The following is a 23,354-nucleotide window of genomic DNA, read 5'->3' on the forward strand; positions in this document are numbered from 1 at the left end:
CCCCGCCGACGTTCGACCCGGGGCCTGGGAGGGCCGCCGTCTGCGGGGCCTGCTCCCGCCCCAGCCGCCGGCAGCGGTGCGGCCGCACCGCCTCGCAGCGATGCGCGTCCTGCACCATCCAGGGGACACGAGCACACCCCTCGCCCCGCCGACGTTCGACCCGGGGCCTGGGAGGGCCGCCGTCTGCGGGGCCTGCTCCCGCCCCAGCCGCCGGCAGCGGTGCGGCCGCACCGCCTCGTAGCGATGCGCGTCCTGCACCATCCAGGGGACACGAGCACACCCCTCGCCCCGCCGACGTTCGACTGGGGCCCGGGGGCGCTGTCGTCTGCGGGGCCGCTGCCCCCGCCCGTGCCGCCCCCTGGGCGGCCCAGCCGCCCGCAGCGGTGCAGCCTCGCCGTCGCGCGGCGTTGCGCGGGACGCCGCGCAGCGTTGCGGCTGCATCGCCGCACGGTGCTGTACGGGACGCCGCGCGGCGTTGTGGCTGCGCCCGTCGCGCGGCGTCGCGTGGGGCGCCGTGCGGCGTTGTGGCACGGGCGGGGCGGAGCCCCCGCCCCGTGGGTGGGGGCTCCGCCCCGTGGGTGGGGGCTTGGGGCGTCAGTGGGCGCCGGCGCCTGAGAGGGAGCGGACTTCTAGTTCTGCGTACTTTTCGCCGTCCGGGTCCTCCGGGGGCGACAGTCGCGAGCCGAGCCAGCCGAGGGCGAAGCCCGCCGGGATCGATACCAGGCCCGGGTTCTCCAGCGGGAACCAGTGGAAGTCCAGACCGGGGAACATCGACGTGGGCCGCCCCGAGACCACCGGCGAGAACAGCACCAGCAGGACCGACACCGCCAGCCCGCCGTAGATCGCGCACAGCGCGCCCCGCGTCGTGAAACCGGGCCAGAAGAGGCTGTACAGGATCGCCGGCAGGTTCGCGGAGGCCGCGACCGCGAAGGCGAGCGCGACGAGCCCCGCGACGTTGAGCTTCCCGGCGAAGATGCCGAGGAAGACGGCGACCGCCCCGATGCACACCGCCGACAGCCGCGCCGCGGCGACCTCCTGCCGCTCCGTGGCCCGCCCGCGCTTGATCACGTTGGCGTAGATGTCGTGCGCGAAGGACGACGACGAGGCGAGCGTGAGACCCGCGACGACCGCGAGGATCGTCGCGAAGGCGACCGCGGAGATCACCGCGAGCAGGATCGCCCCGCCGGAGGACCCCGCTCCCCCACCCAGATGCCACGCGAGCAGCGGCGCCGCGGTGTTGCCGGCCGGGTTGGAGGCGGTGATCTCCGCCTTGGAGATGAGCGCCGCGGCGCCGAAGCCCAGCGCGATGGTCATCAGGTAGAAGCCGCCGATGATGCCGATCGCCCAGTTCACCGACGTACGGGCGGCCTTGGCCGAGGGCACGGTGTAGAAGCGGATGAGGATGTGCGGCAGACCGGCCGTGCCGAGGACGAGGGCGAGCCCCAGGGAGATGAAGTCGACCTTCGACAGGGCCGTGGCGCCGTACTTCTGCCCCGGCTCCAGGAACGCCGCCCCCTGGCCGCTGTTGGCCGCGGCGGCGTCGAGCAGCGCGGTGACGCTCCACCCGAAACGGTTGAAGACCAGCACGGTCAGCAGCAGCGCCCCGGCGATCAGCAGCCCCGCCTTGACGATCTGCACCCAGGTGGTGCCCTTCATCCCGCCGACCGTGACGTAAAGGATCATGATGAGCCCGACCAGGACGACGATCAGGTTCTTCCCGGTGTCGCTGGTGATGCCGAGCAGCAGCGCGACGAGCGCGCCCGCACCGACCATCTGGGCGAGCAGGTAGAAGATCGAGACGACGATGGTCGAGACACCGGCCGCGGTGCGGACCGGCCGCTGGCGCATCCGGTACGCCAGGACGTCGCCCATCGTGAACCGCCCCGAGTTGCGCAGCGGTTCGGCGACCAGCAGCAGCGCCACCAGCCACGCCACCAGGAACCCGATCGAGTACAGGAAGCCGTCGTAGCCGTACAGCGCGATCGCGCCCGCGATGCCCAGGAAGGACGCGGCCGACATGTAGTCGCCGGAGATCGCCAGCCCGTTCTGGAAACCGGTGAACGACCGCCCGCCCGCGTAGAAGTCCGTCGCGTCCTTCGTGCTGCGCCCCGCCCACACGGTGATGGCCAGCGTCGCCAGCACGAAGAGGCCGAACAGTCCGATGATCAGTGGACGGTGCTCCTGCGCCTGTACGGCGAGGGGTACGCCGGGGCGGCTCACGCGTCTGCCTCCAGCCGGCTCCTGAGCGCCTCGGCCCGCGGGTCGATCTGCGCGGCGGCGTGCCGGGAGTACCACCAGGCGATGAGGAAGGTCGTCGCGAACTGGGCGACGCCCAGCACGAACGCGACGTTGAGGCCGCCGGGGACCTGGCGGCCCATCAGGCCGCCCGCGTAGCACGACAGCAGGACGTACAGCAGGTACCAGGTGACGAAGGCGACCGTCACGGGGAACGCGAACGAGCGGTGCGCGCGCCGCAGTCCGGCGAACTCGGCGCTCCTCTGCACATTCGTGAAGCGACCCGCCCGCTGCTGCCGGGGGATCCCGGCGGCGCCGGGAGCGGTGCTCTCGTGCGGTGACGGCGGTGGTGGTGCGGTGGCCACGATGACTCCTGGTGCGTGGGCGTGTGGAGCGGGAGGAGGTATCCGGCTTATTGCGACCTGGGTCACATGTGCCGTTTGGCGCATGGTACAAATGCGCCGCCTGTGGCTGCTGGTCCTGACACGGTGAATACGGCGCCAAGTGGCGTATTGATCGGGGGCGATGATCGGGATAGCTTCCGTTGCCATGTCCCCGACCGCGACCTCGCCACATCCGACAGCGGGCTCCGCCCGCGGGCCGGTCGGACTCAACGATGAGCTGGAGACCCTATGACTCATCCCGGTTCCAGACAGAAGCGTCTGCTCGCCGCCTCCATCGGGCTGGCGCTCACGGCGACGGTCGGGTTCCTGCCCGGCGTCGCCGCGGCCACCGAGACAGCCAGCACCAACCCCGCAGGCAGCTCCAACGGGCAGACACTCACCTATGTGGTGAACACCGGAACGGACGCGGCGACCCTGGACCGGGTCCGGGCGGCGATAGCCGCGGCGTCCGGATCCGTCGTCATCACGTACGACAAGATCGGCGTGATCGTCGCCCATTCGGCGAATCCCAGCTTCGGCGCGCAGCTACGGCGTGTCCCCGGTGTCGACTCGGCCGGTGCCACCCGCACCGCGCCGCTGCGCCCGCAGACGACCACCCAGGTCGGCGCGCCGCAGCGGGTCGAGCCCGCCGCCGGCGCCGCGTCCACCGCGGCCGACGGGGCGGAGCCGCTCGAGGCCGAGCAGTGGGATCTGCGGGCCATCAAGGCCGACCAGGCGCACAAGATATCCACCGGCAGCCAGAGCGTCACCGTGGCGGTCGTGGACACCGGCGTGGACGACACCCACCCGGACCTGGCGGCCAACTTCTCCGCGTCCCAGTCGGCGAACTGCGTCGGCGGCGTCGCCGACACCAGCTTCGGCGCCTGGCGTCCGGACAGCGCCAAGAACGACTACCACGGCACCCATGTGGCCGGTGAGATCGCCGCCGCCCGCAACGGCATCGGCGTCGCCGGTGTCGCCCCGGGGGTGAAGGTCGCCGGCATCCGCGTCAGCGAGAAGAAGACCGCGCTGTTCTTCCCGGAGGCCGTGGTCTGTGCCTACGTCTTCGCGGCCGACCACGGCGTGGAGATCACCAACAACAGCTACTACATCGACCCGTGGCTCTACAACTGCATGGACGACCCCGACCAGCGGGCCATCGTCGACGCGGTCGACCGGGCCTCCAGGTACGCACAGGGCAAGGGCGTGCTGCATCTGGCGTCGGCGGGCAACTCCAACGACGACCTGGACTCGGACGCGCTGCTGGACGAGTCCAGCCCGGACGACTCCACGGCGTACCCGCGGACCGTCAACCCGCACGAGTGCTTCGACATCCCGACGCAGCTGCCCGGTGTCGTGACGGTCAGCGCGACCGGGGTGAAGAACCTCAAGTCGTACTACTCCAGCTACGGTCTCGGGGTCATCGACGTCGCCGCGCCCGGCGGCGACCGCTACCAGATCCCCGACACCCCGTCGGCCAACGGCCGGATCCTGTCGACGATGCCCGGCGGCGGCTACGCCTACCTGCAGGGCACCTCGATGGCCAGCCCGCACGCGGCGGGCGTCGCGGCCCTGATCAAGAGCAAGCACCCGGAGCTGACACCCGAGCAGCTCCAGGCGGCGCTCAAGGCGCAGGCCGACAACGAGGCGTGCCCGGCGTTCTACGACCCGGACGGCAACGGCGTCGAGGACTCGACGTGCGTCGGTCCGGCCGCGGACAACGGCTTCTACGGCGACGGCATCGTGGACGCCCTCGACGCGGTCACCAAGTAGCGGCCCCGGGGCCCGTCCTCAGGAACCTGTGGCCGGGCCCTCGGTCTCACGGATGGTGTGCTGCCGCTGCAGCACACCATCCGTGAGCAGGTACTGGGCGGCGAGATAGGTGAGCATCACCCAGAACGACGCCGCCGGCAGCTGCGGCCAGTCCGCGAGGTCGGTGGCGATCAGGGTGTCGGACAGCAGGAACAGCGCGCCGCCCACGGCGGTGTTGCGGTTGACGCCGGTGGCGCAGCAGGCCATGGCGGCGAGCAGCAGGCTGTAGACGGCGACCGGGACGCGGAGTCCGGCGTCCAGCCCGCCCCACAGGGCGGCGATCAGGGCGGCCCACACGGCGGCGTACACGAGGACGGCGCGAAGCGCGGGGCGGACCCGGAACAGCAGCAGGTAGCAGACGTGTCCGGCGGCGAAGAAGCCCATGCCGACGAGGAACTGCACGGTGGAGCCGAACTGCAGCAGCACGTCGCCGCCCCAGCCGCAGAGCAGCGCGACCGTCAGCAGGCGCGGCGCCTTGCGGGCCGCCGCGTACGCCGCGAGGAGGGGCATCAGCAGCGGCTTGGTGAGGTTGTCGAGCCAGCCGACGCCTATGAGTACGGCGACGAGGTGGACGGCGGCCACGGCGGCGAACGTCCGCAGCAGAGGCCGGGGCCGGGGCATGATGTCCGCCCATGCCGGACCGCGGCTGATGGTGCTCATCGTGCGCCTTCCCCTCTCGCACCCCGCGCCTCGGACGGCTCGGCGTGCACCGAACAATAGCTTCCGCTACGGGGGCCCGGCGGCGGGGTGCGGAGAAACCCTCCGAGGCCGCCGAAGCCCCCGGCTCACGCCCGGATCCCGGCCGCCGCCCCAGCCGCCTCCCCAGGTACCGGCACCGGCCGCTCCGGCTCCCATCCCGGGCCGCGGAGGACGCGCCCCGCCCGCTCCCGCCAGCCGCGCGCCGCGCGCACGTCGCGGGCGATCGCGGCGTACTCGTGGGTGGCGACCCGCAGCGGGTTGTACGTCGCGATGTTCTTCGTCAGCCCGTACGCGCAACGCTCGGTCTCCGGCGCGAACGAGCCGAAGAGCCGGTCCCAGACGATGAGGATGCCGCCGAAGTTGCGGTCCAGGTAGCCGCCCTGGGAGGCGTGGTGGACGCGGTGGTGCGAGGGGGTGTTGAAGACGAACTCGTACGGCCGGGGCAGCTTCCCGATCCGCTCGGTGTGGATCCAGAACTGGTAGACGAGGTTGACCGAGGAGCAGAAGGCCAGCGCCGCCGGATGCACGCCGCAGACGATGAGCGGCAGGTAGAACGGCCAGGAGGTGGCGCTCGTCCACGGCTGGCGCAGGGCGGTGGAGAGGTTGAACTTCCGGCTGGAGTGGTGGACCACGTGGGAGGCCCACAGCAGCCGGATCACATGGTGCCCCCGGTGGGACCAGTAGTAGAAGAAGTCCTGGCCGAGCAGCATCAGCAGCACGGACCACCAGGTGACGTCGATCCGCAGCGGGGTCGCCTCGTAGAGGGCCGAGTAGACGGCGATCGCGGGGATCTTCCACAGCAGGTCGGTGAAGAGGCTGCCGAGCCCCATGGTGATGCTGGCGGCGGCGTCCCTGGTCTCGTACCCGGCGGCGTCGTCGTCGGGATGCAGCCGGTAGCTGACGACCTCGACGATCGTCAGCAGGATGAAGGCCGGTATGGACCACAGGACCACGTCGGGCAGATCAGGCACGGGCATGGGCCGCACAGTAAGGCCGACGCGGCGGCTCCGGCTAGAGGGCTGACCTCCGGTTTTACGCAGCCAGGGCCGACCGCGTGTCCGGATGTGACGCAAGCCCGTCATTGCGGTCACCGGTGCCGGGCCGGAGGATGGACGCATGCCCCAGAACCCCGTCCGCCGGATCGTGATCGCGGTCTTCCCCGACGTCGACCTGCTCGACGTCACGGGGCCGGCCGAGGTCTTCGCACTGGCCAACCGGGAGACCGGCGGTAGCGCCGGCTACCGGGTGGAGCTGGCCGGACCCGGTCCGGCGGGCGGGGCCGTCACCACCTCAGCGGGCGTGCGTGTGGTCACCGACCTGGCCTTCGCCGAGGTCGGTACCGGCGTGGACACGCTGCTGGTGCCCGGCGCCGTCGACCTGGAGCCGGCCGGCCCGCGGGCCCGCGTCGACGCCGGGGTCGTGGACTGGGTACGGGCCACCGCGCCCGGCGCGCGGCGGATCGCGTCGGTGTGCGTGGGCGCGCATCTGCTGGCCGCCGCCGGGCTGCTCGACGGGCGGACGGCGACCACGCACTGGTCGACGGCCGGGCAACTGGCCGCCGACCATCCGCGGGTCACGGTCGACCCGGACCCGATCTTCGTCCGCTCGGGGCGGGTGTGGACCGGGGCGGGGATCAGCGCCTGTCTGGATCTGGCGCTCGCCCTGGTGGCCGACGATCTGGGCGAGGAGACGGCGCTGGCGGTGGCCCGGCAGCTCGTCGTCTATCTGCGCCGGCAGGGCGGGCAGAGCCAGTTCAGCGTCCCGCTGAGCCGGCCGGCGTCCGCGCGCCGGGACATCGACGAGGTGCGGCTGTACGTCGGCGAGCATCTCGCGGCGGACCTGTCGGCGGCGGCGCTCGCGCAGCGGATGTCCCTGAGCGAGCGGCACTTCACCCGGGTCTTCAAACAGGAGACGGGCAGCACCCCGGCCGCCTATGTGGAGGCCCTGCGGGTGGAGGCGGCACGCCGGCTGCTGGAGACCACGGACCGCCCGCTGGAGGCCGTGGCCGAGGAGACGGGGCTGCGGTCGCTGGAGACGCTGCAGCGGGCGTTCCGGCGCCAGCTGGGCACCAGTCCGGCCGCGTACCGCCGCCGCTTCCGTACGGCGGTCTGACGGCCTGTCTTGTTCACGAAAGGGCGTGCCCTCGCGCCCCGTCGTGCCCTTTTTGTTCACTTATGGAAAGGAAACAGCACCATGACCACCCCTTCGCAGACCCTGCGTGACGTGTTCGGCCTCGACAACCGGCTGCCGGAGCTGGCCGGTTCGACGCTCGTCATGATCGACTTCCAGAACACCTACCGGCGGGGCGTGATGGCCCTGGACGGCGCCGAGCAGGCCCTGGCGGCCGGCGCCCGGCTGCTGGCCGCCGCCCGCGCCGCGGGCGCCGGGGTCGTACATGTCCTCAACGACAGCGGCGAGGGCACCCCGTACGACATCCGGGCCGAGATCGGCGCCATCAGCCCCGAGGTCGCGCCGGCGGCCGGTGAGCCGGTCGTGGTCAAGGAGTTCCCCGACTCCTTCGCCGGGACGGATCTGGAGAAGGTCCTGCGGGAGCTGGGCGCGGGCGAGGATCTGGTGCTGGCCGGGTTCATGACGCACATGTGCGTGGTCTTCACCGCCCACGGCGCCGTCACGCGCGGCTACCGCCCCACGGTCGTCGCCGAGGCCACCGCCACCCGCGCCCTGCCCGGACCGGACGGCACCACAGTCTCCGCCGCCGCGCTGCGGGACGCGGCGCTGGCCACCGTCGCCGACCGCTTCGGCCCGGTCGCGTCCCGGGTGGCGGACCTGACGGCGTGAAGACGTGCCGGGATCTGACGGCGTGAAGACCTGACGGCGCGATCCCGGTCACGCCACCCGTACCGCCGCCGGCTGTTTGCGTATGAACGCCGAGCGCAGCCGGTGGTACGGCTTGCCCGGGGTCCAGAAGTCGCGGCGCATCCGGGCCAGTTCACCCGACCGGTACCAGGCGAGCGGTTTGGTCTCCTCGTCCAGGGCGCGGCGGCGGCGCTTCTCGCGCAGCCGCGCGGGCAGATGCGGTGACCCGGCGACGGTGGCGGCGAGGGCGAGCACCTCGGCCGTGAACCCGGACGGGGTGGTGGGCAGCACGCAGTCCACCAGGCCGAGATGGCGGGCGCGGGCGGCGCTGACCGGGAGGGCCTCCTCGGTGAGCCGCCGCGCCTGCTCGCGGCCCACACGGCGGGGCAGGGTGTACGTCCAGTACTCGGAGCCGTACAGCCCCATCCGCCGGTAGTGCGGGTTGAGTACGGCGCCGCGCCGGCACCACACCTCGTCGGCGGCCAGCGCCAGCATCACGCCGCCGGCCGCGGCGTTGCCGCCGAGGGCGGCGACGGTGAGCCGGTCGCCGGTCGTCAGGACCGCCTCGACGAGGTCGTTCATGGCGTTGATGTTCTCCCAGGACTCCTGCGCCGGATCGGCGGCGGCCTCGATGACGCCGAGATGGATGCCGTTGGAGAAGAAGTCCCGGGCGCCGCCGAGCACGACGACCTTCGTCGGCCGCGCAAGCGCGTGCCGGTACGCCGCGAGCAGCCGCCTGCACTGGCCGGTGGACATCGCCCCGGCCGGGAAGGAGAAGCGGACGAGGCCGACGTCGCCCTCCTCCTGGTAGCGGATGTCGGTCCAGGTGCGGCGGCCGGCCGCGAGGTCGAGCCGGACGGGCACGGTGGGCAGCAGCCGGGCGCGGTCGCCCAGCGCGACGGTGGCCGGCTGCTTGAACGTCGGTTCGCCGCCGGCGCGTCGGCGCGGCCGCAGCTGCGTGACCCACACGGCGCCGTCCGCGGTGGCCCGGCAGACGGCGCCCGCCCGGCGGGCGACGAGCCGGCCGGGGCGGCCGGTGAGCTCGTCCTCCTCGTGGCCGCCGTAGAGGAAGTACTCGCGGCCGTCGATCTCGTCGAGCACGCCGGGCTGCGAGTCGGCCGCGCGCAGCTTGCGCAGCACCGTCGCGGTGGCGTCGTGGGCCCAGTCGATCCGGCGCAGCTCCTGCCGGAAGCGGGGGCGGGCCTCGCCGGTGACGTCGGGGCGGGAGTAGTCGAGGGGCTCGGGCGCGTACCCCCCGGAGGCGAAGCGGTCGACCGCCAGATGGACGGCCTCCATCGCCGCGTCGGCGACCTCGCCCCGGTACAGGTCGCTCTTGGACGCCTCCGCGGGCAGCGTGCACGCGGCGTTCGCCCAGACGTCCCCCGCGTCGAACTCCTCGGCCGCCTGCAGCACGGTCACCCCCCAGCGGTGCTCACCCCGTTCGATCGCCCAGTCCAGCGCCGACGGCCCCCGGTCGCCCATCGGCCCGGGGTGCACCACCAGGCACACCCGGCGCGCCCACAGCTCCTTCGGGATCGCCGTCCGGAGCATCGGTGCGACGATCAGGTGCGGGTCGAAGGTGCGCGCGGCGGCGCACAGCTCCTCGTCGGTGCCCGCCGGCTGGAGCCGTACGACGTGCCCGCGGTCGTGGAGTTCGGCGTCCACGCGCTGGGTGAGGCTGTTGTTGGCGCTGGCGATGAGCAGGATCCGCATCTGTCCTCCGGGCGGGTGTGAGCGCTCACCATTGGTGCACGGGTCGCCACATGGGGTGAGGGGAATTCCGGTTTCCGACCGGTCGGGCAAGTGTTTCCGCTATATGCGTTCGGGAGGCGGCAGGTGGATGCGTTCGGGAGCCGGCGGGCGCGGGTGCGCGAGCATGCTCGCGGCGGCCCGGAAATCTAACGGTTCCCCCAAGTCACTGATCAAAGCTGTGCGCTTCAGGGGGAGTTTCGCGCAGGTTCTTGCTAGCGTCACCGCCGCTTCGTACAAGCACTGGACCGTGAAGCGCCCCTCCCCCTACCCGTACAGGCAGCCTGGAGGCTCACCCTCATGTCCACTCTCGACCGCCGCCGCTTTCTCCAGCTGGCGGGCGGCACCGCCGCCTTCACCGCCCTCTCGGGCAGCATCGCCCGCGCGGCGTCCATCCCCGCGACCCGCAGCGCCGGCACCATCCAGGACGTCGAGCACATCGTCGTCCTGATGCAGGAGAACGAGTCCTTCGACCACTACCTCGGCACCCTGCGCGGCGTCCGCGGCTTCGGCGACCCGCGTCCCGTGGTGCTGTCGTCGACCGGCAAGACCGTCTTCCACCAGCCGGACGGCTCGAAGGAGGTGCTGCCGTTCCGGCCCGACGACACGGACCTCGGCAGCAAGTTCCTGCAGGGCCTGAACCACGACTGGTCCGGCGGCCAGGCCGCGTACAACGACGGCAAGTACGACCGCTGGATCCCGGCGAAGTCGGCCGCCACCATGTCGTACCTGAACCGCTCGGACATCCCCTTCCACCACGCCCTCGCCGACGCGTTCACCGTCTGCGACGCGTACCACTGCTCCTTCATCGGGGCGACGGACCCGAACCGCTACCACCTGTTCGCCGGCGGCATCGGCAACGACGGCTCCGGCGGCGGGCCCGTCCTCGGCAACGAGGAGCGCGGCTACGGCTGGCGGACCTACCCGGAGCGGCTGGAGGCCGCCGGGGTCTCCTGGAAGGTCTACCAGGACGTCGGCGACGGACTGGACGCCGCCGGCTCCTGGGGCTGGATCAGCGACGCGTACCGCGGCAACTACGGCGACAACTCGCTGCTGTACTTCAACAACTACCGGGGCGCCGCGCCCGGCGACCCGCTGTACGACAAGGCCCGCACCGGCACCGACGCCCGCAAGGGCGAGGGCTTCTTCGAGCAGCTGCGCGCGGACGTGCAGGCTGACCGGCTGCCGAAGGTGTCGTACGTCGTCTCCCCCGAGGCGTTCTCCGAGCACGCCAACTTCCCGCCGAACTACGGCGCCTGGTACATCGCGGGCGTGCTGGACGCGCTGACCTCCAACCCGGCCGTGTGGAGCAAGACGGCGCTGTTCATCACGTACGACGAGAACGACGGCTTCTTCGACCACGTCGTACCGCCGCTGCCGCCCGTCACGGCGGCGCACGGCGCCTCGACGGCGGACGCGTCGCTGGAGATCTACAACGGCGGCGTCGCCGGCTACACCAGGACCGGTCCGTACGGCTTCGGGCCGCGGGTGCCGATGTTCGTCGTCTCGCCCTGGTCGACGGGCGGCTACGTCTGCTCCGAGGTCTTCGACCACACCTCGGTCATCCGCTTCATGGAGCAGCGCTTCGGGGTGCACGAGCCGAACATCACCCCGTGGCGGCGGGCGGTGGCGGGCGACCTCACCTCGGCGTTCGACTTCTCGCTGCCGGACACCTCCGTCACCCCGCTGCCGGACACCTCCGGCTACGAGCCGCCGGACAACGACCGCCACCCCAGCTACCTCTTCGCCCAGCCGGCCGACCCGGCGATGCCCAAGCAGGAGCCGGGTTCGCGTCCGGCGCGCCCGCTGGCGTACGCGCCGGTGACGGACGGCCGACGGGCCTCGGGCGCGTTCACGGTGAGCTTCTCGGGCGGCGAGCGGGCCGGCGCCTGCTTCTACGTCACGTCCACGGGCCGCAAGCAGAACCCCCGCTCGTACACGGCGGAGGCCGGGAAGAGCATCTCGGGTTCCTGGGCGACGAAGGGCGCGTACGACATCTCCGCCTGGGGGCCGAACGGGTCGCTGGCCCGCTTCCGCGGCGGCTCGCTGGCGGCCGGGCCGGAGGTCACCGCCCGGCACGACGCGGCGACCGGCAACCTGACGCTGCACCTGGCGAACGACGGCTCCGCCGACCGCCACCTGACCCTCACCAACGCCTACGGCGGCGCCTCGCAGACGTTCACGGTGCGCGGCGGGGAGACGGTCACGCACGTGGTGGACCTGCGGGCCAGCGCGCGGTGGTTCGACGTGTCGGTGACGGACGAGGACGACGCGGCGTTCCTGCGGCGGTTCGCGGGCCACGTGGAGACGGGCGCGGCGGGCGTGAGCGACCCGGCGCTGATCACCGGGTGACTCCGGGCCCGGGCGGGAGGCGTACGCCACCTGCCGCCCGGGCTCCGCTCGTTCACCACACCCGTACACGCCCGCCCGGCGCGAAGACGGGCGACGTCGCGTCGGCCGGTGCCTTCTCCAGCGGCTCCGCGATCTCCGCCACCGTCGGCCCGACCCGCGCCGCGAGGGGCGCGAGCGCGTCGAGGTCGAAGCCGTACACCCGCGCCGCGTTGCCCCCGACCAGCGCCGCGACCTCCTCCCGGGGCAGCCCCGCGAAGGCGGTCCGCAGCCCCTCGCGCGTGTACGGGTACGTCCCCTCGTCGTGCGGGTAGTCGCTCCCCCACATGATCTTGTCGAGGCCGATCCGGTCGCGGAGCGGCACCTCATGCGGGCGCATGAAGCTCGCGCCGACGAAGCAGTTGTCCGCCCAGACCTCCGAGGGCCCCTTGCCCATCGCCTTCGCCAGGCCCGCGCCGAACTTCGACTCCGCGGTCGCCGCCCGGGAGGCCGCCGCGACGAGCCGCGAGTGGTAGTAGTCGAGCATGTCCAGGACCCCGGGGATCCACCCCGAGCCCTGCTCCGTCAGCACCAGCTTCAGCCCGGGATGGCGGCGGAAGGCGCCGCCGAAGATCAGGTGCCACAGGGCGCGGTGGGAGAACCACGTCGTCTCCACCATGAACACCGCCCGCGCCGCCGGCTCCTCCCCCAGCGGCGGCGAGGCCGACCCCGCGTGATGGTTGACGGGGACGCCGAGCTCCGCGCAGACCGCCCAGAGCGGGTCGTACGCCTGGGAGTACAGCTCGGGGAGGCCCGAGCCGGGCGGGGTGCCGGGGATGAGGACGCCGCCGGTGAGGCCGGCCGACACCGACCGGCGGACCTCCGCGACGGCCGCGTCCACGTCGTTGAGCAGGACCTGGAAGACGCCCGCCCGCCGCCCGGGCGCCGCCGCGCAGAAGTCGGCGAGCCAGCGGTTGTGGGCCCGCAGGCCCGCCCAGCGGCGGTCGAACTCCTCCGTCGTCGGCGCCGGGGCCATCAGGTTCCCGCTGGGGAAGAACGGCGGGATCGTGTTGGGGAACACGACCTCCGCGACGATGCCGTCCGCCTCCAGCTCCGCCAGCCGCCGCCCGGAGTCCCAGCTCCGGTCCGCCTCGGGCGCCATGAGGTCCTCGTACGGATTGACGTAGGCGGCCGCCCAGGCGTCGAAGTCGTCGTGGTGCGCGCGCTCCAGATACGGCTTGTAGTCCAGCAGGTCCGCGCCCGCGTGGCAGTCCGCGGAGATCACCGTGTAGCGGTCGGTTCCGGCGCTGCTCATGAGCTCACCCCCGTGAACGGGAAGTCGTGTCCGGTCAGCCAGTGCCGTCCGGTGTCGCGGGCGCGCCGCCAGGACTCCTCGACGGCGCTCTGGTCGTCGGGCTGGCCGAGGTCCGCCGGAGTGGGCCCGACGCGCGCGGCGACCGGTGCGAGGACCGCAGTGTCGAAGCCGAAGACCGCGGCCGCCGCCTCGCCCAGCATCCGGCGCGTCTCCGCCACCGGGATGTCGTGGAACGTGTCGCGCAGCCAGGTTCGCGTGTTGGGCCAGGTGCCCTCGGGGTGCGGGAAGTCGCTGCCCCACAGGATGTTGTCGACGCCGATCTCGTAGCGCTGCGCCAGCTCGCGGCGTTTGGTGTTGGTGGCGCAGATGAAGACGTTCCGGTCGAGGTACTCGTGCGGGGGCCGCTTCAGCTCGGAGAACGGTGAGAGCTTCTTGCCGCCGTGCGCGCCGAGGTAGAGGCGGTCCATGAACCACAGCAGGTTCGGCAGCCACCAGCAGCCCGACTCGGCGATCCCGAAGCGCAGCCCGGGGTGGCGTTCGAAGACGCCGGACCAGAGCAGGAACCACAGTGGGCGGGCCGGCCACCAGGTCACCTCGGAGACGTAGATGCCGAGGTGGTCGCCGTACTCGTGGCGGGGCGCGGCGCCGGAGTGGGTGATGACGGGCATCCCCGTCTCGGCGGCGGCCGCCCAGACGGGGTCGTAACGGCGGTCGTGATAAGGCGCTTTGTCGACCCACATCGCCGGGATCATCAGGGCGCCGAGCCCCTCGGACTTCGCCCGGTGGATCTCGGCGACGACGCGCGACGGCTCCGCCGTGATCGGCAGCAGCGCCACCCCGCAGTGGCGTTCGGGGGCGTGCGAGACGAACTCCGCCAGCCAGCGGTTGTGGGCCTGCGCGCCCGCCATGCCCAGCTCGGGGTCCTGGTCGCCGGACAGGCCGAGGCCCACCCCGAAGGGCGCCGCCGTCCGGCTGTCCACCGCGTCGGCGTCCGGGAAGACGACCTCGGCCGCCACCCCGTCGCCGTCGAGCTCCTTCAGCCGCTGGGCGGCGTCCCAGCCGCCGCGCAGGCCCTCCTCGTTGTCGGCGAACCACTTCTGCGCGAACGCCTCGTTGCGGATGCCGAGGCGGGTCATCTCCTCGCGCCGCTTCTCGCGCTGGCCGAGGAAGTCGTCGAACTGGCGGTGGAACCGGCTGTCGAGGTACGGCCGGTAGTCCTCGGTGGGCAGGCCGGCGTGGCAGTCCGAGGAGATGATCAGGTACGGGTCGGGCATGGGGACTCCCCTGTCAGTCCAGAATGAAGCTCTCGAGATACGCCGGGTTCTCCCGGCCGAGCATCGACCGGGCCCGCGCGCGGATCTGCGCGTCGCTGCGCTCGCTCGCCGGGAGCAGCCAGAAGCGGTCGGCGCGGATGCCGTCGACGACCTCCGCCGCGACGTCCTCCACGGGCGTGAAGACCACCTCCTGCCCCGCGTCCCGCATGGCCGCCTCCCAGGCGTCGAGGGTGCGGTACGGAGTGCGGCGGGGGCGGGACTTGGCGTAGCGCTCCGGGCGGTTGCGGTGGGACTCCCACAGGCCGGTGCGGAGCATGTGCGGGCCGGGGAAGAGGACGGAGGCGCCGACGGGCGCCCCTTCGGCGCGCAGATGGGCGTACAGCGACTCCGTCATCGTCACCACGGCCGCCTTCGTCACCGCGTAGACGGACGCCGTGGGCAGCGGGGCGATACCGCCGTCCCCCGACGAGGTGTTGACGACGTGGCCGGGCCCGCCGTCCGCGAGCATGCGCGGCAGGAAGCACTGGATGCCGTGGAAGACGCCCCAGACGTTGACGGCGAAGGCCCACTCCCAGTCCTTCGGGTCGTGCTGCCACATCCGCCCCTCGGCGCCGGAGCCGACGCCCGCGTTGTTGCACAGCACGTGGACCGCGCCGTAGGCGTCGTACGCGGCGTCCGCCAGGGCCTCGACGGAGGCGCGGTCGCTGACGTCCGTCTGCCGCGCCGTGACGTCGGCGCCCGCGGCCCGCAGTTCGTCGGCGGCCTTGCGCAGCGCGCCCTCCTCGACGTCCGCCAGCACGACCCGCAGCCCCTCGGCGGCGAAGCGCCGGGCGAGTGCGAGGCCGATGCCGCTCGCGGCGCCGGTGACGACGGCGGTCTGTCCGGCTGCCAGCTCCATCAGGCGTCACCGCCCACGGCCGGCGGCGCGTCGTGCACCTGCTGCGGGTCGTCGTAGCGCTGGTGGACGTACGGCAGCAGCGCCTGCGCGCTCACCCGCTCCACGACGCGGCCGCGCTGCTCGGTGGTCTTCTCGCCGACGGTGATCTCGAGCAGCCGGCGTACGGGCAGGTCGGCCACGGGGTCGTACATCGACTCGCGCAGGACGACGTCGCCGGTGACCGCCTCCAGCTTGCGGTACCGCTCGCGCCGTACGCAGTGCACGAGGAGCGGGTCGCCGTCGAAGCCGTCGCCGTCCACGGCGGGCAGGAACTTGAAGTAGAAGTCCGTCTTCTCCGTCTCCTCCGGCAGCGGCAGCTCCCCGTTGACCGCGCCGCGCACCTCGGTGAACGCGATGCCGTGCCGTCCCAGGCTCGCCCGTACGACGAGACCGTCCCGCTCCACCGCGACCTCGCCCAGCTTCTTCGGCTCGCCGAAGACCTCCCGCCCGCCGGTCAGAGCGCGCTCCGTGGTCATCGGCATGACCAGCGGATACCAGCCGGCCACCCCGCCGTGCTCGGCGGCCACGGCGAACGAGCCGGCGCCCAGGAGATGGCCGCCGGGCAGGTCGACCCGGCTGATGTTCACGCGGACCAGCGGCCGCTCGCCGGGTTTGAGGGGCGGCGGGAGCACCGCCGCGACGGCGTCCGGATCGCTCTCCCAGACGGCGACGACGCCCGTCGACCAGATGTCGGGCAGGGAGCTCGCGCGTCGGCGCGCCGTCCTGATCTCGCCCTCGTCGCGCGGGCCGTACCGTACGCGTGCCATGCCGCACCGCCTTCCTCGCGTCGTTGCGTTCTGTCTGTAACACCGTTACAACGGAACGCGTGAAAGGTGAAGACACACGTACGGTCCGTCCGTTGACCGCCGACGCCGTGCTAGACGTGGCGGCGGAGCTCGTCAAGCGGCAGGGGACGGCGGCCCTGACGATGCGGGGGCTGGCGGCGGAGCTGGGCACGGCGGTGACGTCGATCTACTGGCACGTCGGCAACCGGGACGAGCTGCTGGACGCGCTCGCGGAGCGCACGGTGCGGGAGCTGTCCGTGGTACGGGCCGAGGGCGCGACCCCGGCCGCGCGCGTCGTCCACCTGCTGCAGGGCCTGCGCCGTGAGCTCCGCTCGCATCCGCACCTGATCGCCCTCGCGCACGAACGGGGGCTCACGGAGCGGATGTTCCACCCGGCGCAGCGGGCGCTCGTGCACGAGGTGCACGCGGCGGGGCTGCGGGGGCGGCGGGCGGCCCGGGCGGTGCGGGTGCTGACGTTCCACGCGGTGGGGTTCGTGCTGGTGGAGCGCAACCGCGAGCGGGCGCCGGCTCCGCATCCCGCGGAGGCGGAGCTGTGGGACGTGCCGGCGGCCCAGAACGACGCGGTGCTGGCCCGGGAGATGGCGGGACCGGTCGATACGGAACGGCTGTACGCGGCCTCGCTGGAGGCGCTGGTGGCCGGGCTGTTCGGGGCGTGAGCCGTGCCCTTCGGCGAGCGAGCCCGCGCAGAACCCGGATGACGGGCCGCCGCCCGCCCTGCGATGCTGGGCGCATGCGCCGCCGTTCCCGCTACCGCCGTCTCGCCGTCGGACCGGACACCTACCGCTGGAGCGTCACGCACCGGCACAAGACGCCCACCCCCGACGTGTGCGCGGAGGTGCTGACCCTGCGCCGGGACGGCTCCCCCGGCCGCGTCACGCTGGTGTTCACGAGCGGGGAGGACTACGGCGTCCAGGACGGCTGGCTGCACGACGGCGCGGTGATGCGGTACGCCGACGGCGCGTACCTCAACCTGCACCGCCCCGGCACGGCACGGGCCTTCCTGGACGCCGTGCTGGCGCAGGGTCTCGGCTTCGACGAGCACACGGAGACCGAGGGCTGGCCGTGGCTCGACGCGGCGCTGTCCCGGCTCACGCCGGCAAGCTGACCGGGGCCTCCCCTACGCCCCCTTGACCGCCGTCACGTACCGCGTCCAGGGCGCGAGATCGGTGAACCGCAGGTCGGTGAACCCCGCCGTCTGGAGGGCGTCCGCGTACCGGCGCAGATCGGTGTCCGTCTCCGCGTCCGGAGCCGAGTGCCGGTGCATGCGGCCCATGGCCGCGACCACCTTGGGCGCCACCCGCCCGCTCGGGAACGCGTCGGCGAGCAGCAGGCGCCCGCCGGGCCGCAGCACCCGGTGCATCTCACGCAGCGCCACCTCCCGCACCGGCGCGGGGATGTGGTGCATCGCGAACGTGCTGGTGACCAGGTCGCGGCTGGCGGCCGGCAGGTCGAGGGACTGCGCCTCGCCCTGCTGGAAGCGGCAGTTGGAGAGCCCGCCGGCGCGGCGGCGGGCGTAGCGCAGCATGCCCGGCGACGGATCGATGCCCAGCACGTCGCCGCCGGGGGCCACCCGGGCCGCGAGGCGGCGGGCGAGATGGCCGGGGCCGCAGCCGATGTCCAGGACGCGCTCCCCCGGCGCCGCCCCGGCCGCCTGCGCGAGGCGGCGGTCGAGGTGGGCGCGACGGCCGCCGAAGAGGAGGACGACGAGGGCGTTGTACTGGCGGGCCCGGGTGATGAGGATCCCTTCCTCGTGGGTCTCGGTGAACGGCATGGGTACCTCCCGGCGGTAGGGGCTTCGTTACGCCGATGGTGGGCGCCCGGCGTACGCGGCGTCGTCGGCCGCGGGGACGGACCGGGGCTGCCGCGGCGGGGTCCCCCGCGCCGCCGTCTGCTGCGGAAGGCGCAGACCGTTCCTGCTACCCGGGGACGACGCGCGACGGCGGGCGGCGGGATAACGTCGGCCCATGGCGGTGGGGTTGTCAGGACGAGAGCTGCTGGGCGTGCCGGAACTGTCCGGCGGTGAGAGCCGCCGGAGCCCGGCGCCGCGCAGCCGGGAATCAGTCTTCGTGGGCGTCGTCACAGCCGTCTCCCTCGCGGCGGTCCCCCTCGCGCCGGACGGCCGCGTCCCGGCCGACGCCGGGGCGTATCTGCTGGCCGCCGTCCCGTCGTTGGCGCTGTTCGCCCGCCGGCGGTCACCGGTCGCCGTGCTGCTGCTGGCGGTCGGCTGCGTCTTCGCTTACCAGCTGCGCGGCTATCCGGACGGCAGCCCCGTGGTGCCCGTCCTGATCGCCGTCTACACCGCCGTCCGGCTCGGCCACCGGCGGGCGACGGCCGTCGTCATCGGTGCGGGACTGGTGGCGGGCGCGGTGAGCCTGCCGTTCATCCTGGGCCCGTCGGACGAGCTGGCGTCTGCCCTGGAGCGGCGCTTCCTGGTGGTCGGCTGGCTGGTGGCGGGGGCGGTGACCGCGGAGATGCGGCGTACCTATCTGGCGTACGTGGAGCAGGCACGCCGCCGCGTCGAGGAGGCGGAGCGCACCCGGGAGGAGACCGCGCGCCGGCGGGCGGGTGAGGAGCGGCTGCGGATCGCGCGCGAGTTGCACGACTCGCTCACCCACTCCATCTCCGTCATCACCCTGCAGGCCGGCGTCGCCGTCCATCTGCACCGCAAGCGGGGTGAGGAGGTCCCGGCGGCGCTCCTGGCGATCCAGGAGGCCAGCGCCGACGCCGCCCGCGAGCTGCGCGCCACGCTGGACGTGCTGCGCGAGAAGGAGGGCAGCGGACTGGCGCGGCTGCCCGCGCTGGTGGACCGCGCCCGGGGCGCGGGGGTGCCGGCCGCCGTGACGGTGGAGGGCGAACCCGGGCCGCTGCCCGAGGCGGTGGACCGGGCGGCGTACCGGATCGTGCAGGAGGCGCTGACGAACATCGCCCGGCACGCGGGTCCGGGCGCCGCGGCCACCGTCCTCATCCGCCACGCCGCCGACGCCCTTCGCATCGACGTGGAGGACGACGGGAAGGCGTCCGGGGAGGACGAGCCGGGGGTGGGGCTGACCGGCATGCGCGAGCGCGTCACCGCTCTCGGCGGCGAACTGAGCACCGGTCCGCGCCCCGAAGGGGGCTTCGCGGTACGGGCCGTCCTCCCGCTGGAGCAGGCGTGATCCGGGTACTGCTGGTCGACGACCAGCAGCTCATCCGCGCGGGCCTGCGCGCGCTGCTGGAGGCGGAGGACGACATCGAGGTGACCGGCGAGGCGGCCGACGGCGCCGCCGGGGCCGAACTCGCCGCGCTGCACCGGCCGGACGTCGCCCTGTTCGACATCCAGATGCCCGGTACGGACGGCATCGAGGCGACCCGCCGGATCGCCGCCGACCCGGCGCTCGCGGACGTCCACGTCGTCATGCTCACCAACTACGGACTGGACGAGTACGTGTTCGACGCCCTGCGCGCCGGCGCCTGCGGCTTCCTGCTCAAGGACATGCCGCCGGAGGACCTGCTGCACGGCGTGCGGGTGGCGGCGCGGGGTGACGCGCTGCTCTCCCCCGAGGTGACCCGGAAGCTGATCCTGGAGTACGTCACGGGCCCGCGCCCCGCCGCCGCCGACGACCGGCTCGGGACGCTGACCCAGCGGGAGCGCGAGGTGACGGCCCTCGTCGGACGCGGCCTGACGAACGGGGAGATCGCCGCCCGGCTGCACATCAGCCCGGTCACCGCCAAGACGCACGCGGGCCGGGCGATGGCGAAGCTGGGCGCGCGGGACCGGGCGCAGCTCGTGGTCTTCGCGTACGAATCCGGACTTGTCACCCCGCGCGGGTCGTCAACATCGTGATCCTGCGCGCGGAAGTGTCAGTGCCGCCCCTTATGCTCCTGGACCATGCTCGAAGACCGCACGGCGCCGCCCCTCTGGCCCGACGAATACCCGCAGGGCTACGCCGTCGTCGACGTGGAGACCACGGGTCTGGCCAAGGACGACCGGATAATCTCCGCGGCGGTCTACCGGCTGGACGCGCGCGGTGAGGTCGAGGACCACTGGTACACCCTGGTCAATCCGGAGCGTGGCCCCGGGCCGGTGTGGATCCACGGGCTGACGGCCGAGATGCTCGCGGACGCGCCGCTGTTCCCGGAGGTCGCCGAGGAGTTCGCCGACCGGCTGCGCGGCCGGGTGCTGGTCGCGCACAACGCCAACTTCGACTGGGGCATGATCGCCCGGGAGTACGCGCGCGCCGGGCTCCGGCCGCCGGTTCGCCAGCGGTTGTGCACGATCGCGCTGGCCAAGACCCTGCGGCTGGAGCTGCCGAGCCTGCGGCTGCAGGCGCTGGCCGCGCACTTCGGCGTCGTACAGCAGCGCGCGCACCACGCGCTGGACGACGCCCGGGTGCTGACGGAGATCTTCCGGCCGAGTCTGCGCCAGGCCGCCGCCGCGCGCCTGCCGCTGCCGCTGCTGGCGTGCCAGCCGCTGACGGAGTGGTCGGACCCGGTGGACACCCCGGGGGTGCCGGCGCAGCAGCCGTGGCGGAGCTGGCGCCCGGCGCGCAGGCTGCCGCCGAGCCCGTACCCGAACCCGGGCCGCTTCGAGCCGGGCGGCCGGCTGGCGCAGGGTATGCGGGTCGCCTTCTCGGGTGACACGTCGGTCGACCGCGAGCTGCTGGAGGACCGGGCGGTGGCCGCCGGTCTGCATGTGGCCGGGAGCGTGTCGCGGCTGACGAGCCTGCTGGTGACGAACGACCCGCAGGCCCCGACGGGCAAGGTCGGCAAGGCCCGGCTGTACGGGACGCCGGTGGTCGACGAGACGTCGTTCATCCAGCTGCTGCAGCACGTCGCGCCGGCGGAGGACTGACCGCCGCGCCACCGGCGCCCCGGCGCCCCCGCGAGGCCGCCCCTGCAATCAGGTGAACCCGTACGGCACACCCGCAGGGCGGCTGGCCGACCGGCGCGGACGGTCGCACTCTTTCCGCATGGCTAGATGTGAAGTCTGCGGCAACGACTACGGCATGTCCTTCGAGGTGCACGCGCAGGGCCAGGTGCACGTCTTCGACTGCTTCGCCTGCGCGATCCACCGGATGGCACCGATCTGCGAGCACTGCAGCTGCCAGGTGATCGGGCAGGGCGTGGAGTCCGAGGGCCACTGGTACTGCGGCGCGCACTGCGCCCGCGCCGAGGGCGTCAAGGGAATCGTCACCCACGTCTGACCGGCGGCGGGACTCCGACTCCCACGTCGGACCCGGCGGCGCGCTTCGTCACCCACGTAACGACCCGGCCGCGGGGCGCCGCCGGCCGGGTTGTACCGTCGTGGTGTGTACCGCTTTCTCCTGACCCGGCAATGGGTGGTCCTCACCCTGGTCGCCATCCTCCTCATCCCGGTGATGATCAAGCTGGGTTTCTGGCAGTACCACCGGCACGAGGCCCGCGTCGCGCGCAACGAGCTCGTCGCGGGGAACCTCGGCGCCGCCCCCGTACCCGTACGGGAGCTCTCCGGCCCGGGCCGTGACATCCCGCGCGCCGACACCTGGCGCCGCGTCTCCGGCACCGGCACCTACGACGCCGCCCACGAGGTCGTCGTACGCCAGCGCACCGACGAGGACGGGCAGCAGGGGTACTTCGTCGTCACCCCGCTGCGGCTGGCCGACGGCTCCGGCACGGTCCTGGTGAACCGGGGCTGGATCCCGGCCGGCAACGACCTCACCACCTTCCCCGACGTCCCGAAGGCCCCCGCCGGCGAGCTCACGGTCACCGGCTATCTGCGCGCCGACGAGACCACGTCGGCCAGCGGTATCCGCGACCGCCAGGGCCTCCCCGACCGCCAGGTCATGCTGATCAACAGCGAGCAGCAGGCGGCGGACGGCCTGACCGGCGACGTCCTGGGCGGCTACATCCAGCTCACCGCCACCGCGCCGAAGCCGGGCGGCAAGCAGCCGCAGCCGGTCGCCGAGCCGGACCACAGCAGCATCGGCGTGCACCTGGCGTACGCGATCCAGTGGTGGATCTTCGCCGCGGCGGTGCCCTTCGGCTGGTGGGTGCTGGTACGCCGGGAGCGCCGCGACCGCGCCGAGCGCGCCGCCGCCCCCGCACCGGAGGAGACGGACGCACCGGAGCAGACGGACGCGGCGGACACGGCGGACGCGGCGGACACCACTGCGGCCGCCGCGGCGCAGCACGCGGCCGCGGACTGACCCTCGCCCCGTCCCTGGCGCGGGCCGAGCCGGTCACGGCAGACTGACCCCATGGATCTTGAACTCGAAGGCCGTGTCTACATCGTCACCGGCGCCACCCGGGGGCTGGGTCGCGCCGCCGCGGAGCAGCTGCTCGCCGACGGCGCGAAGGTGATCGTCTCCGGGCGCGAGGAGAAGAAGGCCGTGGAGGCCGCGGCGGAGCTGGGCGAGGGCGCCGTCGGCGTCGGCGCGGACAACGCCGATCCGGCGAGCCCTGGACGGCTCATCGGCGCGGCGCGGGAGCACTTCGGACGGCTGGACGGCGTGCTGATCAGCGTTGGCGGCCCGCCGGCGGGTCCCGCGGCCCAGCTGACCGACGGGCAGTGGGAGAGCGCCTTCGCCTCGGTCTTCCTCGGCGCGGTGCGGCTCGCCCGCGCCGCCGCGGGCGAGCTGGGCGAGGGCGGCGTGATCGGCTTCGTGCTGTCGTCGTCGGTGCACGAGCCGGTGCCGGGGCTGACCATCTCCAACGGACTGCGCCCGGGACTGGCCGGTTTCGCGAAGTCCCTGGCGAACGAGCTCGGGCCGAAGGGCGTCCGCGTCGTCGGCCTGCTGCCCGCCCGGATCGACACCGACCGCGTGCGCGAACTCGACTCACTCTCCGGAGACGCGGACGCGGCGCGGCAGCGCCAGTCGGCGACGATCCCGCTGGGCCGGTACGGCCGCCCCGAGGAGTTCGGCAAGGCGGCCGCGTTCCTGCTGTCGCCCGCGGCGTCGTATCTCACCGGCGTGATGCTGCCGGTGGACGGCGGGGCGATGAAGGGGTTCTGACGCCGTCGGGCGTCAGGTCTTCAGCTCG

Annotated in this window: 22 protein-coding genes; 12 read left to right on the forward strand and 10 right to left on the reverse strand. The window is 73.3% G+C overall.

What is annotated here, in order from left to right:
* Positions 1-594 precede the first annotated feature (594 nt).
* Both AB0M28_RS21560 and AB0M28_RS21565 read right to left on the reverse strand, forming a co-directional pair.
* On the reverse strand, positions 595-2,220 hold the full coding sequence (locus AB0M28_RS21560; RefSeq protein ID WP_365407131.1) for a cation acetate symporter: 1,626 nt from the start codon (positions 2,218-2,220) through the stop codon (positions 595-597).
* Positions 2,217-2,540 (reverse strand): DUF485 domain-containing protein, encoded by a 324-nt coding sequence (locus AB0M28_RS21565; protein ID WP_365407271.1) that lies wholly within the window; start codon positions 2,538-2,540, stop codon positions 2,217-2,219. The genes AB0M28_RS21560 and AB0M28_RS21565 overlap by 4 nt, the downstream gene beginning before the upstream one ends.
* A 327-nt stretch (positions 2,541-2,867) precedes the next feature.
* Here AB0M28_RS21565 and AB0M28_RS21570 point away from each other — a divergent pair, with 327 nt between their 5' ends.
* Complete coding sequence (locus AB0M28_RS21570) at positions 2,868-4,391, forward strand: S8 family serine peptidase (protein WP_365407134.1); 1,524 nt, start codon at positions 2,868-2,870, stop codon at positions 4,389-4,391.
* 18 nt (positions 4,392-4,409) lie between these two features.
* On the opposite strand, the gene AB0M28_RS21575 is transcribed toward AB0M28_RS21570, so the two are convergent.
* Positions 4,410-5,051, reverse strand: coding sequence for a lysoplasmalogenase (locus tag AB0M28_RS21575; RefSeq protein WP_365407274.1), 642 nt, complete (start codon positions 5,049-5,051; stop codon positions 4,410-4,412).
* A 164-nt stretch (positions 5,052-5,215) separates the two neighbouring features.
* Positions 5,216-6,106, reverse strand: coding sequence for a sterol desaturase family protein (locus tag AB0M28_RS21580; protein ID WP_365407137.1), 891 nt, complete (start codon positions 6,104-6,106; stop codon positions 5,216-5,218).
* 139 nt (positions 6,107-6,245) lie between these two features.
* On the opposite strand from AB0M28_RS21580, the gene AB0M28_RS21585 reads away from it, so the two are divergent.
* Together AB0M28_RS21585 and AB0M28_RS21590 are read left to right on the forward strand one after the other, a co-directional pair.
* A complete protein-coding gene (locus tag AB0M28_RS21585) occupies positions 6,246-7,241 on the forward strand; it encodes a helix-turn-helix domain-containing protein (RefSeq protein WP_365407140.1) in 996 nt (331 codons plus the stop codon).
* An 81-nt stretch (positions 7,242-7,322) separates the two neighbouring features.
* On the forward strand, positions 7,323-7,928 hold the full coding sequence (locus AB0M28_RS21590) for an isochorismatase family protein (protein ID WP_365407143.1): 606 nt from the start codon (positions 7,323-7,325) through the stop codon (positions 7,926-7,928).
* A 48-nt stretch (positions 7,929-7,976) separates the two neighbouring features.
* Here the strand turns inward: AB0M28_RS21590 and AB0M28_RS21595 are convergent, their stop codons facing one another.
* Positions 7,977-9,659, reverse strand: a complete 1,683-nt coding sequence (locus AB0M28_RS21595; protein ID WP_365407145.1) for a hydrogenase maturation protein — start codon at positions 9,657-9,659, stop codon at positions 7,977-7,979.
* A gap of 336 nt (positions 9,660-9,995) precedes the next feature.
* Between AB0M28_RS21595 and AB0M28_RS21600 the strand changes: the two genes are divergently transcribed.
* Positions 9,996-12,047, forward strand: coding sequence for a phosphocholine-specific phospholipase C (locus AB0M28_RS21600; RefSeq protein WP_365407148.1), 2,052 nt, complete (start codon positions 9,996-9,998; stop codon positions 12,045-12,047).
* 52 nt (positions 12,048-12,099) lie between these two features.
* Here AB0M28_RS21600 and AB0M28_RS21605 read toward each other — a convergent pair whose 3' ends face one another.
* From AB0M28_RS21605 to AB0M28_RS21620, 4 genes are read right to left on the reverse strand one after another with little or no spacing between them, the layout of a single operon-like run.
* Positions 12,100-13,338 (reverse strand): amidohydrolase family protein, encoded by a 1,239-nt coding sequence (locus AB0M28_RS21605; RefSeq protein WP_365407151.1) that lies wholly within the window; start codon positions 13,336-13,338, stop codon positions 12,100-12,102.
* Positions 13,335-14,612, reverse strand: a complete 1,278-nt coding sequence (locus AB0M28_RS21610; protein ID WP_365407154.1) for an amidohydrolase family protein — start codon at positions 14,610-14,612, stop codon at positions 13,335-13,337. The genes AB0M28_RS21605 and AB0M28_RS21610 overlap by 4 nt, the downstream gene beginning before the upstream one ends.
* A 13-nt stretch (positions 14,613-14,625) precedes the next feature.
* Positions 14,626-15,510: an SDR family NAD(P)-dependent oxidoreductase gene (locus tag AB0M28_RS21615; RefSeq protein WP_365407157.1), complete on the reverse strand. Its 885-nt coding sequence runs from the start codon at positions 15,508-15,510 to the stop codon at positions 14,626-14,628.
* Positions 15,510-16,316 (reverse strand): acetoacetate decarboxylase family protein, encoded by an 807-nt coding sequence (locus AB0M28_RS21620; RefSeq protein ID WP_365407160.1) that lies wholly within the window; start codon positions 16,314-16,316, stop codon positions 15,510-15,512. Before AB0M28_RS21620 ends, AB0M28_RS21615 begins: the two co-directional genes overlap by 1 nt.
* A 92-nt stretch (positions 16,317-16,408) precedes the next feature.
* Here AB0M28_RS21620 and AB0M28_RS21625 point away from each other — a divergent pair, with 92 nt between their 5' ends.
* Positions 16,409-17,011, forward strand: a complete 603-nt coding sequence (locus AB0M28_RS21625; protein ID WP_365407163.1) for a TetR family transcriptional regulator — start codon at positions 16,409-16,411, stop codon at positions 17,009-17,011.
* A 74-nt stretch (positions 17,012-17,085) separates the two neighbouring features.
* Positions 17,086-17,460, forward strand: a complete 375-nt coding sequence (locus AB0M28_RS21630) for a hypothetical protein (RefSeq protein WP_365407166.1) — start codon at positions 17,086-17,088, stop codon at positions 17,458-17,460.
* A 12-nt stretch (positions 17,461-17,472) separates the two neighbouring features.
* Here AB0M28_RS21630 and AB0M28_RS21635 read toward each other — a convergent pair whose 3' ends face one another.
* Positions 17,473-18,126: a class I SAM-dependent methyltransferase gene (locus tag AB0M28_RS21635; RefSeq protein WP_365407169.1), complete on the reverse strand. Its 654-nt coding sequence runs from the start codon at positions 18,124-18,126 to the stop codon at positions 17,473-17,475.
* A gap of 193 nt (positions 18,127-18,319) precedes the next feature.
* On the opposite strand from AB0M28_RS21635, the gene AB0M28_RS21640 reads away from it, so the two are divergent.
* The 6 genes from AB0M28_RS21640 (at position 18,320) to AB0M28_RS21665 (ending at position 23,326) form a co-directional block, all read left to right on the forward strand.
* Entirely contained in the window at positions 18,320-19,510 is a 1,191-nt protein-coding gene (locus tag AB0M28_RS21640; protein WP_365407172.1) for a sensor histidine kinase, read from the forward strand.
* Positions 19,507-20,178 (forward strand): response regulator transcription factor, encoded by a 672-nt coding sequence (locus AB0M28_RS21645; protein ID WP_365407175.1) that lies wholly within the window; start codon positions 19,507-19,509, stop codon positions 20,176-20,178. The genes AB0M28_RS21640 and AB0M28_RS21645 overlap by 4 nt, the downstream gene beginning before the upstream one ends.
* 45 nt (positions 20,179-20,223) lie before the next feature.
* A complete protein-coding gene (locus tag AB0M28_RS21650; protein ID WP_365407178.1) occupies positions 20,224-21,186 on the forward strand; it encodes a DEDDh family exonuclease in 963 nt (320 codons plus the stop codon).
* A gap of 118 nt (positions 21,187-21,304) precedes the next feature.
* Positions 21,305-21,538, forward strand: a complete 234-nt coding sequence (locus AB0M28_RS21655) for a hypothetical protein (protein ID WP_365407181.1) — start codon at positions 21,305-21,307, stop codon at positions 21,536-21,538.
* Positions 21,539-21,643: 105 nt separating this feature from the next.
* Entirely contained in the window at positions 21,644-22,519 is an 876-nt protein-coding gene (locus AB0M28_RS21660; RefSeq protein WP_365407183.1) for an SURF1 family protein, read from the forward strand.
* 51 nt (positions 22,520-22,570) lie between these two features.
* Positions 22,571-23,326, forward strand: a complete 756-nt coding sequence (locus AB0M28_RS21665; RefSeq protein ID WP_365407186.1) for an SDR family oxidoreductase — start codon at positions 22,571-22,573, stop codon at positions 23,324-23,326.
* Positions 23,327-23,354 lie beyond the last annotated feature (28 nt).

Source organism: Streptomyces sp. NPDC051940, assembly GCF_040680895.1.
GTDB lineage: Bacteria > Actinomycetota > Actinomycetes > Streptomycetales > Streptomycetaceae > Streptomyces.